This window comes from Streptococcus parasanguinis (assembly GCF_016648925.1).
Taxonomy (GTDB): domain Bacteria; phylum Bacillota; class Bacilli; order Lactobacillales; family Streptococcaceae; genus Streptococcus.
Genome location: NZ_JACLQX010000001.1, coordinates 20,586 through 34,547 on the forward strand (window position 1 = coordinate 20,586; position 13,962 = coordinate 34,547).

The window sequence follows — 13,962 nt, forward strand, 5'->3', positions numbered from 1 at the left end:
AAAATAGGAAGGTGACGCCGCACTCGATGAGTGCTAGGAAGCTTATCTTTTTTCCTAAGAAATGAGGCCAAAATTCAGTTCATCAGGATACAAAGGGCGTGAAGAATCCCGTATGAAAATAGGAGATTGACGCAGTGTGCCACGCACACCAGGAAATCTATCTTTTTCACTAGGGGATTAGCCCGTGTTCAACTATCAAGATATTTTGGACGGTTCGGCTTGCCGAACATTTCTGTAGAAAAATAGGAAGGTGACGCCGCACTCGATGAGTGCTAGGAAGCTTATCTTTTTTCCTAAGAAATGAGGCCAAAATTCAATTACTCAAGATACTAAGGCTACCCAACTCAACGAGATAGGAATTTCAAGAGCCCATCTATTTGTTATATCCTCATCTTTGTATCCAAGCACGTATACCTTTTATTTTAACATATTCAAGCCCAAAAGAAAAAGGCTTTAAGGGCCTTTTTCTGCGAATCTTCCAAGAGACCTATATAAAAATTTTAGATCCAGGTATAGCTTCTATTTATTTTTAAGATTTCGCGAATTCTGTACTGTCGACATAAAAGCGTGTTTTATGGCTTCCACCCTTGTAGTTCTTATTGTTACGTTTCAAGACAAAACGTCTGTATGGATCGGAAGTACCTTGGATAGTCGTTGTCACTTCAACTGAATCTTCATTGACCACCCATTCATCAGGCGAAGGGATTTCCATCGGTGGCATCGCTCCTCCACGACCACCAGGTACAATTTCGTAGAAGGCCTTGTCTTTTGTCGAATAGAGCCAGCCGTCCTTCTTTTCGTTTGTCAGTTGGATCAGCTTGTCTTGTGACAGACTGCGGATAGAGTCCGATGTCTCTTCTGCATTCAATTTATCAATGACATCTTGCAGATTATAGGTTCCCGGCGTATAGGTATTGTAGTAATCAATGAACATGTCTTGCGGGTAACCATCAACCGCACCGTGATCATTGTTCAACTCTAGCAAGCGAGTCGGTTGCACCTGAAGTGAATAGGTCAAAGACGCACTGTTTTCAATGATCGAGTAGATATCCGCTTGGTCCGCTTTTGACAAGGTCCCAATGGCTTCTTTATCATGCTCATCTGACTTAGCTTCTTCTGACTGTTCTTTTTCTTGCGCCTTGTCAGATGATTTTTTGACCGATGAAGCTCCTACTGGACTGTGCTTACGCTCATAGCGTTTTGGGGCGCAGGCTGCTAGGGAAATTACCGAACCAACTGTTAAGAATAAAATAATAAATTTTTTCACAATATCTCCTATTTTTTTATCCTAGTCTATCAAAGGAAATCTATTTACTCAGTATCAATGAAGAGACCACTAGCAAATATAATTTTTTGTTTTTCTAACCTTTTTTAGTCTTCCTTATAGAACAAGTCGCTTTGATCTGAAATAACATTCTGACCCCAATAAATAATATCCTTACTATTATCAACAGAAAAATTTCCATATTTTAATGATGCAGGAAACTCTTGACCTGCTGGGAAAAAACTCATTGCTGAAGCACCAGCTGGGGCAGTTGAATGAACACTACTACTTAAGTATCCAAATTCATGATTAAAGCGGTCTACAACCTGATCTGTTGGTGCACCATTTATCTTTGATATACCGTTATCATCAAATGTTACACTCATTCCTTTCCCATTTCTCCAGGTCCCTGCAATACTTGAAAAATCACCGTTCTGAATTTCTTGAATATTCATTCCACTGCTTTTCTTACTTGTGCTTGCTGATTTAGAACCATCCACACGCGTTGTGAAGTCAAGGGCGATCCAGCCTTGTCCAGATTCAAGCTTGCCCCAGGTATGACCATCGGCATCTACGGTTTCCGTAATGGTGTGAGTTCCTTTTGAGATCATCCCTGCAGAGGGTGCTGAAGTAGACGGTTCTTTTCGAATACGAAGATCGGCCACGCTAACTTGTACTTGAAAGCTTTCCGATTTTTTCTCTTCTGCTTTAGCTGTTGATTTGGAGTATCCTGTACCATCAAATGTTTTCCAGTCAAGTTTACTGAGGTCTAACTTCTTGGCTGAAATACCGAGAGCCTGCTCTGCTGTTTCCTTCCCACCAATTTGAATGGTTGCTTTCTTTTCTTCCTTGGCTTCCCCTTTTCCTAGTGAATATAGGATCAATTCCATTTCTGGATTAAGGGATTGCCAAGTGGCATAGACGATTTGCCCATTGTCAAAAACTTCTAAGCTAGAGCGATAGCCACCTGCAGAAGCCACATAGGCTACATGGAGCAAGGTTGGCTGCTTATCTTTCAAATAATACACAGCAGCAATCGTTTTGCCATCCCCAATCAGCAGTTCATCATTACCATCACGATTAAGATCCTCAAAAGCATATTGCCACTCATTGGTACTCCCAAGTGTTTGAAGGTTAAAGACATACGCATATTCTTCTGAAGTTGCTTCGATCTTCTTCAGTTCATTTTGTAAAGCTGTTTTGTCCTTAGTATGAATGGCAACCGCATAAGACTTATAGCGATCTAATACCTCTTGATAATACTTTTGACCTGTATCCTTCTTCTCTTTTTTAACCGATGATGACGTTGCTGTCTTTGTTTTACTTTGGCGTTCATAGCGTTTGGGCGTACAAGCCACCAGAGCTAGAACGGACGCACCCGCCAGTAGTGAAATCATAACCTTTTTCATAAAAATTTCCCCATTCGACTTACTTTTTTCTTAAAATTATATCATTTTAGGCTGGGTTTCCCCAGCCTAAATAGTGTTTTTATTTTGATTCGCGTTTGCGTTTCAATCCAACAAAACCTAGAGCTGCCATTGCTAGCCCCATAAGTCCAAGTGTACTTGTAGTTCCACCAGTTGATGGCAATTTCTTCATATTTGCTTGTTCTTCTTGAGCTGCAACTGGTGTGTTTGCACCAGGAGTTCCTGTTACGATTGGGACGATTGTCTTCATCACTTTGTTTTGAGTGGATTCATGACGAACTGGTTCGTTGCGACGAGTTTCTTCTTCGTGTTTGATACGTTCTTGTTCGAGACGAATTGCTTCTTCCAATTGTTTCGCTTTAACGAGTTTTTGATAAGCTTCGAAGACGCGAGTGTAATCTTCTTGAGCCACTTTCGCTTTTACTTTCAAAGCTTCAAGTTTTGCAACTTCTGTTTCAAGAGTTGCTTTAGCTTCAGCTGTTTTAGCTTTTGCTTCAGTTAGTGCTTTTTCAGCTTCAGCAAGTTTTGTAGGAGCATTCTTGAGCAATTCAAGATAATCTTTTGCGTCTTGTACGGCTTGTTCTGCTGATTTGACAGCTTGTTTAGCACGTTCAACTTTAGCTTTAGCTTCAGTTGTTGCAAGACCTTTTGCTTTCAAATCGTTTTCAGCGTCGATTGCTGTTTTAAGAGCAAGTTTAAGATCTTCTTCTTGAGCAACCAATTTAGCTTTAGCGTCTTTTAATTCAGATTCGCGTTGTGCACGAACTTGTTGCAAGTTTGCAAGATTTGATTTAGCTGTTGCAAGTTCATCTTTAGCTGTTTCAAGAGCTTTTGCAGTTTCAACTACTTTAGCTTGAGCTGCTGGAGTTTGTTCTTTGACCGCAAGCGCGTCATCGTATGCTTTTTGAGCTTTAGCAATAGCATTTTGAGCAGCGTTCAATTTTGTTTGAGCGTCAACTTGAGCTGATTTTGCAGAAGCAAGATCATTTTCAGCAGATTTAACGGCTTTATCCGCTGCTATTTTCTTATCTTTTGCTGCCTGAAGTGCTTGTTCTTTCTCTGCAATCGAAGAAGTAAGGGAGGATTTGTATTCAGCATCAGTACTAATATAGTCTGCCTTATCTTCGTTCATAGCACGGCTTGTTGACAAAATGTGAACCGCACCAGAACTTATACCGATACCAATACCAGTTCCTTGAAGTGTGATTAAATGTTTTGTGTGACCGTTAGATTGGTCACCATCGGCAAACATCATTTTACGGATTGCGCTCGCAATGTCTTGTTTGATATTTAACATAGTGTATCCGTCAAAGTTTTCTTTATGCCATTCTGGTAAAAGTCCCCCAAGAGATTCTCCCGCACCGTATTGTCCAAGAATTGAAGATAGGTGTTCCCAATTTTTAAGAAAATTAAACTTATCTGGTGTCCCTCCATTATCCGCATAGAACTTAGAATATCCATGAGCGATAGTGTCAGCCATTTCTTGACCACCTACTGTCAATTGAAGAGGTTCTATTGTTTTACCTGGTTCGCGTTTAGACCAATATTGTTGGTTAAGGTCATTCAACATTTGAGCCGTAAATTCAGCAAGTTCTTTACGTTGAGCTGATGTAAGATTTGCAAGATCGACGACTTCTTTATTAGAGCCAATGCCTGTTTGGCTATAAGCATCCCAGTCGATTTCTGGTTGCAATTTCATGAACTCATCTTTATGAGAGATGAACCATTCGTAGTCCTTAATATCGTGTTTTGCATAGTCAGCAGGAACGAAGATTTTACGGAGAGCTTCGTCTTGTTTCAACTTAGCAACTTTTTCTTGATAAGCGGCGTTTGCTGCATCAAGTGCTTTTTGAGCTTCATCAACTTCAGCTTGAGCGACACCTGCTTTAGCTTTTGTTTCAGCAAGAGCTTTTTCTTTTGCTTCTACGTTAGCTTTTGCATCAGCGAGACCTTGTTCAAGAGCAGGAACGTTCTTTTCAGTACGTTCTTTTTCGAGAGCTGATTTTGTTTCATCAATTTTAGCTTGACGGGATGCGTCGAATTCTTTTGCACGAGTCAATTCATCTTGAGCGGCTTTATTCACAGACTCTGCATCTTTCAGTTTATTTCCCGCAATCGTCACTGTCTCCTGTGCTCTGGTCAGTGTTGTCTCATTAAGAGCTTGTTCTGCCTTCTTCACTTCTTCCTTGGCTAATGCGACTTTTGCTTTTTCATCTTCTATTTTTTTAGTAGCCTCTTCATATTTTTTTCCTGATTCGGCTTCTGCTGTCTCAGCTGATTTCACACCTTCTTCAGCCGTTTTTACACTTTCTTCAGCTGATTTCACACCAGCCTCTTTTGTTTTAATGGCTTCTTCAGCTTTTGCAATATTTTCAGGAGTTGCTTCCCTCGCAGCTTCTTTTGTTTTTTCATAGGTTGCTGCTGCCGTTTTTTCAGCAGCTTCCGCTTCCTTAGCCTTTTGATCGGCCACGCTGACAACCTTTTCTTGTTCTGTTACCGTTTTAGCCGCAGCATCAGCTTGCTCTTTTGCTGTATCAACTGCCTCTTTTGTAACCTCAGCAGTATGGTCAATATTTGAAACAGTTGCTGATGTCCCTGTCTGAGGTTGAGCAACTGGCGCTTCTTCAGCTTGTACAACTGAAGTTACAGCAGTAGCGGCAATAATAGTAGCACCGATAGCAATACTTTTCTTTGTTGTTTTATTCATAATTATATTCCTTCTATTTACTTCCCTACCTATTTATCCCGGATTTCTTATCTTCCATAACGAATATTCTCAAGTTCACTTGCTACAGCACGTGATGCAGCAGCTGCTTCTTGTGTTTCTGCAATTTGTCTAGCACTTAAAATATTTGCATGTTCTTGAAGCTTGATCATTCGTTCTTGATTAATAATCTGCTCTTTTTCAAGTTCGATCATCTCTGCCTCAAAGGCTCGACGGGCTGCACGGTCTAAATATGTATCGTATAGATTAATTGCTTCCTTTATATTATCTGCTTTGAAATTATTAAACGCGTGAATAAGATAGTTCACTGCATCTAGTGCATAATAATCTTTAGGGTACCATCCTTGACCAATTGCTACAGCTTGATTCCGGAAATTTTCCATCAAACGTCCCTCTTGCTGATAGGCCAATTCTAATCGTTGATTTTCTGCAACTACTGCTTGGTAATCTCTTAAATGCTGCTCATTTTTATTACGAATACCTTTATTCACAAACGCAATCATGAGTTCCAGCTTATTTTGAATGATGAAATAGGTGGCTACAATTGATACTCCAAGTAGAATTAATGTTATAGGATTAGGAGTCAAAAGCAAACGTAGAGGGAATACCAGTAAGATCCCTCCCATAATCAGTGTCGCTGGATAAATCCAGCTATCCTTTGAACCTTTCATACGACGATACAATAGAAATAAAAATCCTGATAAGAATAATACTTCAAAGATAATATCTCCGATTAATCGATTCACAGCACCAAGTAAGATGACATACAATAAATCCCCTAATAGTATCGAAATACTTGAAAATACCATAATTGAAAAAGCAAGCTTGAGGGATTTATGAGACAATGTGTTGTCGTTATATTCATCTTGTTGAATCAATTTGGCTGTTCTCATTTGATTAACAAGTGTAACCTGACGTGAACGGGCTTGAATAAATCCCAATATATTCTCACGAATGAGTTCTAATTTAGAGACAATTTCTTCTCTTGTTTCCATATATAACCTCCCCTATCACTAATTAGCAACATTTTACTAAAATTTTGAATATAAGAATTGCCACAAAAAATTATCAAACAATCCTTATATTCTTTATAGCTATTAGTGTTGAGTATTGCATGAAATGCAATACTCTGATGTACTTAGTATATCAGCAAAATTTCAATCCATGTCTTACCTAAATATAGTAGTTAGAATTGAAATTTTAATCTAAAATGTTTTCCCAGCTCTTTTCAAGATTTTTACACAAGCATTTTCCCCTCTCCCCCTATGTTTCTGTCTTTTTTTCTGCTATACTTAGTATAGTTATTTGATCAAAAGGAGAACACTATGGAATTAAAAAAACGTTCTGAATTTCCTGAAAACGAACTCTGGGACCTCACAGCCCTCTACCAAGACCAGGAAGACTTCTTGCGCGCCATTGAAAAGACTCGCGAGGAAATCAATGAATTTGTCCGTAACTACAAGGGCAAGCTCCACACTTTTGAAGACTTTGAAGCTGCCTTTGCGGTCTTTGAACAAATTCAGATCCAACTCAGCCACATTGGCAACTACAGCTTTATGCCACAAACCACTGACTTTGGCGACGAAGCTTTTGCGGAAATTGCTCAAGCGGGAATGGATTTCGAAACTTGGGCCAGCGTCGAACTTTCCTTCTTTGATGATGCTTTGGTCGAAGCAGATGAAGATGTCCTCGAACGCCTGGGACAACTTCCTCACCTCACTTTTGCCATTCGCCAAGCCAAAATCAAGAAAGCTCACTACTTGGGAGCTGATGTGGAAAAGACCTTGACCAACCTTGGTGAAGTCTTCTACGGACCGCAAGACATCTATACCAAGATGCGGGCGGGCGACTTTGAAATGGCTGATTTCGAAGTGGATGGAAAAGTTTACAAGAATAGCTTTGTTACCTATGAAAACTTCTACCAAAACCATGAGAATGCAGAAGTCCGTGAAAAAGCCTTTCGTTCTTTCTCAGAAGGTCTCCGCAAGCACCAAAACACGGCTGCTGCTACCTATCTAGCCCAAGTTAAGTCTGAAAAGCTGATTGCAGATATGCGGGGCTACGACTCTGTCTTTGACTATCTCCTAGCTGAGCAGGAAGTGGATCGTGCCATGTTTGATCGTCAGATTGACCTGATCATGAAGGACTTTGCTCCGGTCGCTCAAAAATTCCTCAAACACGTGGCCAAGGTCAACGGCCTTGAAAAAATGACCTTTGCTGATTGGAAGTTGGATTTGGACAGTGCGCTCAACCCTGACGTTACCATTGATGACGCTTATGACTTGGTCATGAAATCTGTCGCACCACTTGGAGAAGAATATTCACACGAAATTGCCCGCTACCAAACCGAACGCTGGGTCGATTTCGCAGCCAATGAAGGCAAGGATTCCGGTGGTTATGCGGCAGATCCATACCGCGTCCATCCTTATGTCCTTATGAGCTGGACAGGACGGATGAGTGATGTTTACACCCTGATCCACGAGATCGGACACTCTGGTCAATTTATCTTCTCAGACAACAACCAAAGCTACTTCAACGCCCACATGTCGACCTACTATGTGGAAGCTCCTTCTACCTTTAACGAGCTCCTCCTCAGCGACTATTTGGAACACCAGTTTGACGATCCTCGTCAAAAACGCTTTGCTTTGGCTCACCGTTTGACAGATACCTACTTCCACAACTTCATCACCCACTTGTTGGAAGCAGCCTTCCAACGCAAGGTCTACACCCTGATTGAAGAAGGTGGAACCTTCGGCGCTAGCAAACTCAATAGCATCATGAAGGAAGTCTTGACAGAATTCTGGGGAGACGCCGTTGAAATCGATGACGACGCAGCTTTGACCTGGATGCGCCAAAGCCACTACTACATGGGGCTTTACAGCTACACCTACTCAGCTGGCTTGGTTATCTCAACAGCGGGTTACCTGCATTTGAAGAACTCCGAAAACGGAGCTAAAGATTGGCTAGACCTCCTTAAATCAGGTGGTAGCAAGACACCACTTGAGTCAGCCATGATCATCGGAGCAGATATCTCAACTGACAAACCACTCCGCGATACCATCCAATTCCTTTCGGACACTGTGGATCAAATCATTGCCTACAGTGCAGAATTGGGAGAATAAAATTCAAAAAAAGCTAAAGAAGGTTCATTCTTCTTTAGCTTTTTTGCTTTTTAACTCAACTCAGCCACAATGGCCTTAATTTGTGCTGCGGTATGCACTCCTGCTACTTGTTTAACAACCTGCCCATCTTTTTTAAAGAGCAAGGTTGGGATGGACATAATGCCGAAAGCACGCGCTGTTTCTGGATTTTCATCCACGTCCATTTTTAGGATTTTTAACTCATCTTCCGAAAGTTCTTCCGATAATTTTTCTAAAATAGGAGCTTGCATGCGACATGGACCACACCAGGTTGCCCAAAAGTCTACCAAGACCAAGCCTTCTTTGGTTTCTGCTTCAAATGTTGCGTCTGTAATTGCTTTTGCCATTTTCTTTCTCCTTTAGTTTTGGTACTGCGTCAAATCTTGCTTCATCAAATAGAAGAAGACATCTCCGTAAGTCCCTTGGTAATCCAATTCATACCCATTATAGGTCAGTTTCACAACAGGATAAAAATCTGCTACCCCAATCAAGCAGGCTTGTTGGGAGCGTTCAAACTCTTCGTAGGAATCAAAATGCATGACTCTTTCTTGTTTTGCACCGTCTAGATATGTAATTTCAATCATATCGATAACCTCTATTTCTTATGATGCATCAATTGTAACTCTAGATATTACATCTGTCAAACAAAACGACTTCCTCAGAATGATGGATCTTGTTCGATAAGGAAAAGACAAGAAAACAGCCCCCTGAATCCAGAGAGCTCCATTCTTGCTGGATAGAACGTTTCTAGACAAGGCGACGAACCGAAGATTGTACCGGATTTCTTCTGAAAACAAAAAATCTCCCCGAAGGGAGATAGATCTGGTCTATTTTACCTTACGATGCTAGGAACCGAAGCCGAAGATTATACTCGAGTATATCGAGGCAAGGTGACAACGCAGCGTAAGTGGAAAATAGAGCAGATTAACGACGAAGTCCAAGAGAGTTGATCAACTCACGGTAACGGTTAACGTCGTTTGTACGAAGGTAAGCCAACAAGTTACGACGGCGACCGATTTTCTTCATCAAACCACGGTAAGTAGCGTGGTCTTTTTTGTGTTGTTTGATGTGTTCGTTCAAGTGGTTGATTTCCCAAGTAAGGACAGCAACTTGTACTTCTACTGAACCAGTGTCACCTTCGTGACGTGCGTATTGTGCAATGATTTCATTTTTTTTCTCTTTTGAGATTGCCATGATAAGCTCCTTTTCTTTATGCTCTATCCGAGTGGCAGGTTTGGCATATCCTGCTACCAAGAAAGAGTTAGTTGTCTATTCGACCTTCTTATTCTACCAAGATTTCATCTTTCTGTCAAACACTTATGTTTCCTTTGAGAGGAGCTTTTCTCATTTCTAAAAAGAACCTTGGGAATATGGACAGTTTGATGGATCATTCTTCAAGCAACTTATTCAAAAGAGAGTGGGACAGAAATCGGTAATTCGTTAGAATTTGATTTCGTCGTCCCACCTCCGCACAGTTGAGTAGGGCTGTAAAAGCTGATGAAATCAGCGTAGTAGAGCCCACTCAACCACTGCGTCTTGCTCGACAATCCAAAAATAATTGAGAGGCTAGGACTTTTGTCCCAGCCTCTTTTATCGGTATGAAGCTTATTTCTCTTTCCGTTTACCACGCAAGAGCAAAGCCAAAGCAAAAATTGCTAAGAGGGCACCGAGTATGGTCAATCCGTAAGCAACAACTTCACCAGTTGATGGAAGAATTTTTTTCTTTCCTTCTTTTGGTGTAGTTGGAGTTTCTGGTTTTTCCGGTGTGCTTGGTGGCGTTGTAGGAGGAGTTGTTGGCGGTGTCGTTGGTGGTGTCGTCGGTGGAGTTGTTGGCGGTGTCGTTGGTGGTGTGGTAGGCGGAGTCGTTGGCGGTGTGCTTGGTGGGGTGGTAGGAGGTGTTGTTGGTGGCGTATGACGATTGGTTACCGTGAAACCATCAATGTTGCTTGTATAACCTGCTACTGGATCCTCTGTAATCGTGTAGGCAATCTTCTTACCTTCCTTGTATACAGGTAGATCCGTGAAGCTTGCCTGCCAATTATCAGTAGCTGTAATTTCTTTTACAGCCACTTCTTGACCATCCGCAAGGAGGCGAACTGTGATTTTTTCAGGACGAAGACCCTCTTTATTGTCTGCATCATCCCAGATCTTCTTGACCGCTACTTCCGTTACTTCTGGTGTGCGGCTATTGGTGATCACTACATTTCCCTTGTTACTGTCATCAACCGTACTAGTATAGCCTTTGACTGTTCCAACTTCTTTCACTTGGTACTGAATCTCTTTGCCTTTCGCTTTTAGAGGCAAATTGCTAAAGGTATGAGTCCAGTTATTTTTAGCAGAAAGTTCCACTTCTTTTCCTTGAGCTTTGCCGTCTGCATAAAGCTGTACCTTAATGGTGTTTGGACGTTTCCCATCTTGGTCATTGTTGTCTTCCCAACGTTTTGTAACAGTGACGCTGGTTTTACCAGGCTTGTAGCTATTAGTAATGGTTGTTCCATCAATCGCAGCAGAGTAATTGGCTACTGTGTCTTCTGTGACTGTGTAGACAATTTGTTTGCCGTGATTGTATTTTGGAAGATTGGTAAAGACTGTCTTCCAATCAGTCGCTGCACTTAGCTCTTGGCTAGCTACTTCTGTACCATCTGCAAGGAGACGAACAGTGACCTTGTCAGGACGAACACCATCTTGGTTGTCATTGTCTTTCCAAACTTTCGTTACTGGAATCTCAACAACTTCTGGTGTCCGAGTGTTGGTAATATTGGTTCCCTCAATAGTTGCTTCATAGCCTTCAACAGGTTCTTCTGAAACAGTGTAGGCAATGACATTGCCAGCATCATCGACCACATCGAGATTATCAAAATGATAAGCCCAAGTTCCTGTAGCATCTGGTTTCACTTCTTTAGAAGCGACTTTGACACCATTTGCTAGGAGGTTGACTGTGATTTTTGACGGACGCTTGCCATCTTGATCGTCATTGTCATTCCATGTCTTTTGACTAGCAACGCTTGTCTTTTCTTTTTGGTTCACAACATCACGAGAAATCGCGAGGTCATTTCCAAAATCGTCCTTGCTGATCTTGATAGGTTCTTTAGAGAGAACATAGCCTGTTGGAGCTTGAATTTCTTGAACCGTATAAGCTTGTTTGATCAAGCCCGTAATGGTACCAACACCATTCTCATCTGTCGTAATGGTTCCTACTTGCTCACCTGTATCATCTGCTGTCACAGCAAAAACAGCACCTGCAAGAGCCTGACCATTTTCACCTTTTTTATGAATCGTAAAGGAGTATTTCTCACCATTGAAGTCTCCATCAAGGAATTGATACAGAATATCTGCAACCTTATTTTGCTCCTTGATTTCTGTAGCTGTCATCTTCGCATTGTTTTTGTAGGAAGTATTGATGGCTGGGACCTTGTCCAAATAAACATCATAGCGAATCGTCATTCCTTGTTCTGGAGCTAGATCCCCAATGTGAACCGTTAGAGATTGACCATCGGCACTGACAACAGGGGAATAATTCTTCGTGACGTTGGTAGTGTCTCTTAAGTGATAGGCACCATCTTCGTTATCGATCTGCCAAGTTCCAGTATGGATGTTGATAGAATCTGCTTTGATTTTTCCATCTGTAAAGGCCAATTGGTCCTTAATATCAATATTATGAAGAGCTGTGTGACCTTGATTGATGTTCAAGGTATAGGTCAATTTTAATTTATTATCTGAGTTGGTCCAACCCCATTTGCTAAAGACTTCTGGAGTAGGAGGATTTTCACCCGGGTTCACCCCTTTGTAATCGATATTCCCACCTGAAATCACTTTCTTATCGATCGTGAGAGTAAAATCAAGTGTCTTTTGCCCTTTGACGACTTGGTGGTCTACACGCGCAAAGAAACGCAGTTTCCCTGTCACATTGGCCATTCTTTCAGGATAATCCGTATAGGTTACAGTGATGACTTTTCTTTGATCATCTACCGTTGCTGTCGCAACTTTTTGACCACTTGGATCCAGCAGGTCAATGGTATCCGTTTCAAAGACCTTAAAGTCATCTCCAAGTTGGATAACGGTCTGATCTCCCTTTTTTACACGTCCATTTGGCAACACAAAGTTTGCTTCAACTTGAAAACTTTCCCAAACACCGAGTGGATCTGTAATGGCCCCACCAGTTGATTTCGAGATGTTTACAGATGTCACAACATCATTGATCGTATCTGCATGGACTTTAGCCGGACTATTGGGTTTGGCAAATCCTAAAGCCGCTACCAAAAATAGGGCAACTGCTATCACAACAGAATAAAGCCTCTTTTTCATAAACGATTTTTCTCCTTTTTCTACGTTTACTAGATAAGGTATGTGAGTCGAAAAATTATCACTACATATTGTGATTTTATGCACAACCCATCTTTTTTCATTATAATCGATTTACTTTGAGAAGACAAGCTATTATATATGCTTTTTGTATTTTAAGTACATTTTTTTGATACAAAGAAAAATAGAGAGTGAGACAGAAATCGGTCATTCGTTAGAATTCGATTTCGTCGTCCCACCTCCGCACAGTTGAGTAGGGCTATAAAAGCTGATGAAATCAGCGTAGTAGAGGCCACTCAACCACTGCGTCTTGCTCGACAATCCAAAGACAATTGAGAGGCTAGGACTTTTGTCCCAGCCTCTTGGTTTTTTGCTTATAAGGGAACTCCGAACACCTCTAGGGACTTGAGTTCAGAAGATTGGAGTCTCCGCCATTCTCCCAATTGAAGAGTGGGATCTAGTGTTAGAGGACCCATAGAAATTCGCTCTAAATCCACTACTTCCTTGCCACAGGCAGCGACCATGCGCTTGACCTGATGGAATTTTCCTTCTGCAATTTCAATTTCGACATAGGAACTGGCGCTTGTCTCATCCACCTCTAAGATCTGCAATCTCGCAGGCAAAGTCGTGAAATCTTTGAGGGCAATGCCTGCTTCAAAACGGGCCACATCTGCCTCATCCATGATCCCAGCCACCTGGGCACGGTAGACCTTCGACACATGCTTCTTCGGCGACAGCATGGCATGGGCGAGCTTACCATTATTGGTCAAAAGGAGCAAGCCATGGGTATCGATATCTAGGCGCCCGACAGGAAAGACTTCCTTGTGACGGGCTGTCTCATCCAATAGATCCAAGACAGTTTGGTGATGATCATCCTCAGTCGCTGATATGACTCCAGCTGGTTTATTAAGCAGATAGTACACAAAGGTTTCATGGACCAGATTTTCCCCCATAAAGGTCACCTGATCCTTGTCTGGATCAATCTGTAGCTTCCCTGCTGTCTCTTTTTTTCCATTCACTGCGATTTTATTTTGCTTGAGAAGCTGCTTGACCTCGGTCCTACTCCCCACGCCACAATCCACTAAAAATTTATCTAGACGCATG

The 13,962-nt window shown here is 41.6% G+C and carries 10 protein-coding genes; 1 reads left to right on the forward strand and 9 read right to left on the reverse strand.

What is annotated here, in order from left to right; all coding sequences use genetic code 11:
• Window positions 1-529 precede the first annotated feature (529 nt).
• From H7T97_RS00100 to H7T97_RS00115, 4 genes are all read right to left on the reverse strand, one after another.
• A complete protein-coding gene (locus H7T97_RS00100; protein ID WP_021154407.1) occupies window positions 530-1,267 on the reverse strand; it encodes a hypothetical protein in 738 nt (245 codons plus the stop codon).
• A gap of 104 nt (window positions 1,268-1,371) precedes the next feature.
• Window positions 1,372-2,673, reverse strand: coding sequence for a DUF6287 domain-containing protein (locus H7T97_RS00105; RefSeq protein WP_195487420.1), 1,302 nt, complete (start codon window positions 2,671-2,673; stop codon window positions 1,372-1,374).
• Window positions 2,674-2,752: 79 nt separating this feature from the next.
• A complete protein-coding gene (locus tag H7T97_RS00110; protein ID WP_195487419.1) occupies window positions 2,753-5,398 on the reverse strand; it encodes an SEC10/PgrA surface exclusion domain-containing protein in 2,646 nt (881 codons plus the stop codon).
• 47 nt (window positions 5,399-5,445) lie between these two features.
• Window positions 5,446-6,411 carry a hypothetical protein gene (locus H7T97_RS00115; protein WP_195327161.1) on the reverse strand — a complete coding sequence of 322 codons (966 nt, stop codon included), beginning with the start codon at window positions 6,409-6,411 and terminating at the stop codon, window positions 5,446-5,448.
• Between the two features lie 330 nt (window positions 6,412-6,741).
• Between H7T97_RS00115 and pepF the strand changes: the two genes are divergently transcribed.
• Complete coding sequence (gene pepF, locus H7T97_RS00120; RefSeq protein WP_195327162.1) at window positions 6,742-8,538, forward strand: oligoendopeptidase F; 1,797 nt, start codon at window positions 6,742-6,744, stop codon at window positions 8,536-8,538.
• 50 nt (window positions 8,539-8,588) lie between these two features.
• On the opposite strand, the gene trxA is transcribed toward pepF, so the two are convergent.
• From trxA to H7T97_RS00145, 5 genes are all read right to left on the reverse strand, one after another.
• Entirely contained in the window at window positions 8,589-8,903 is a 315-nt protein-coding gene (trxA, locus tag H7T97_RS00125; protein WP_003013593.1) for a thioredoxin, read from the reverse strand.
• Between the two features lie 12 nt (window positions 8,904-8,915).
• Window positions 8,916-9,140: a DUF4649 family protein gene (locus H7T97_RS00130; RefSeq protein ID WP_021154401.1), complete on the reverse strand. Its 225-nt coding sequence runs from the start codon at window positions 9,138-9,140 to the stop codon at window positions 8,916-8,918.
• A gap of 340 nt (window positions 9,141-9,480) precedes the next feature.
• A complete protein-coding gene (rpsO, locus tag H7T97_RS00135) occupies window positions 9,481-9,750 on the reverse strand; it encodes a 30S ribosomal protein S15 (RefSeq protein WP_003004251.1) in 270 nt (89 codons plus the stop codon).
• A 411-nt stretch (window positions 9,751-10,161) separates the two neighbouring features.
• A complete protein-coding gene (locus tag H7T97_RS00140) occupies window positions 10,162-12,861 on the reverse strand; it encodes a Cna B-type domain-containing protein (RefSeq protein WP_201088906.1) in 2,700 nt (899 codons plus the stop codon).
• A gap of 371 nt (window positions 12,862-13,232) precedes the next feature.
• On the reverse strand, window positions 13,233-13,961 hold the full coding sequence (locus tag H7T97_RS00145) for a pseudouridine synthase (protein ID WP_201088908.1): 729 nt from the start codon (window positions 13,959-13,961) through the stop codon (window positions 13,233-13,235).
• Window position 13,962: the final 1 nt, after the last annotated feature.

Bases quoted from the DNA above. Each gene is read 5' to 3' on its own strand.
- H7T97_RS00140 (WP_201088906.1), bottom strand. From the start codon at position 12,861: ATGAAAAAGAGGCTTTATTCTGTTGTGATAGCAGTTGCCCTATTTTTG.
- pepF (WP_195327162.1), top strand. From the start codon at position 6,742: ATGGAATTAAAAAAACGTTCTGAATTTCCTGAAAACGAACTCTGGGAC.
- H7T97_RS00110 (WP_195487419.1), bottom strand. From the start codon at position 5,398: ATGAATAAAACAACAAAGAAAAGTATTGCTATCGGTGCTACTATTATT.
- rpsO (WP_003004251.1), bottom strand. From the start codon at position 9,750: ATGGCAATCTCAAAAGAGAAAAAAAATGAAATCATTGCACAATACGCA.
- H7T97_RS00115 (WP_195327161.1), bottom strand. From the start codon at position 6,411: ATGGAAACAAGAGAAGAAATTGTCTCTAAATTAGAACTCATTCGTGAG.
- trxA (WP_003013593.1), bottom strand. From the start codon at position 8,903: ATGGCAAAAGCAATTACAGACGCAACATTTGAAGCAGAAACCAAAGAA.
- H7T97_RS00130 (WP_021154401.1), bottom strand. From the start codon at position 9,140: ATGATTGAAATTACATATCTAGACGGTGCAAAACAAGAAAGAGTCATG.
- H7T97_RS00105 (WP_195487420.1), bottom strand. From the start codon at position 2,673: ATGAAAAAGGTTATGATTTCACTACTGGCGGGTGCGTCCGTTCTAGCT.
- H7T97_RS00145 (WP_201088908.1), bottom strand. From the start codon at position 13,961: ATGCGTCTAGATAAATTTTTAGTGGATTGTGGCGTGGGGAGTAGGACC.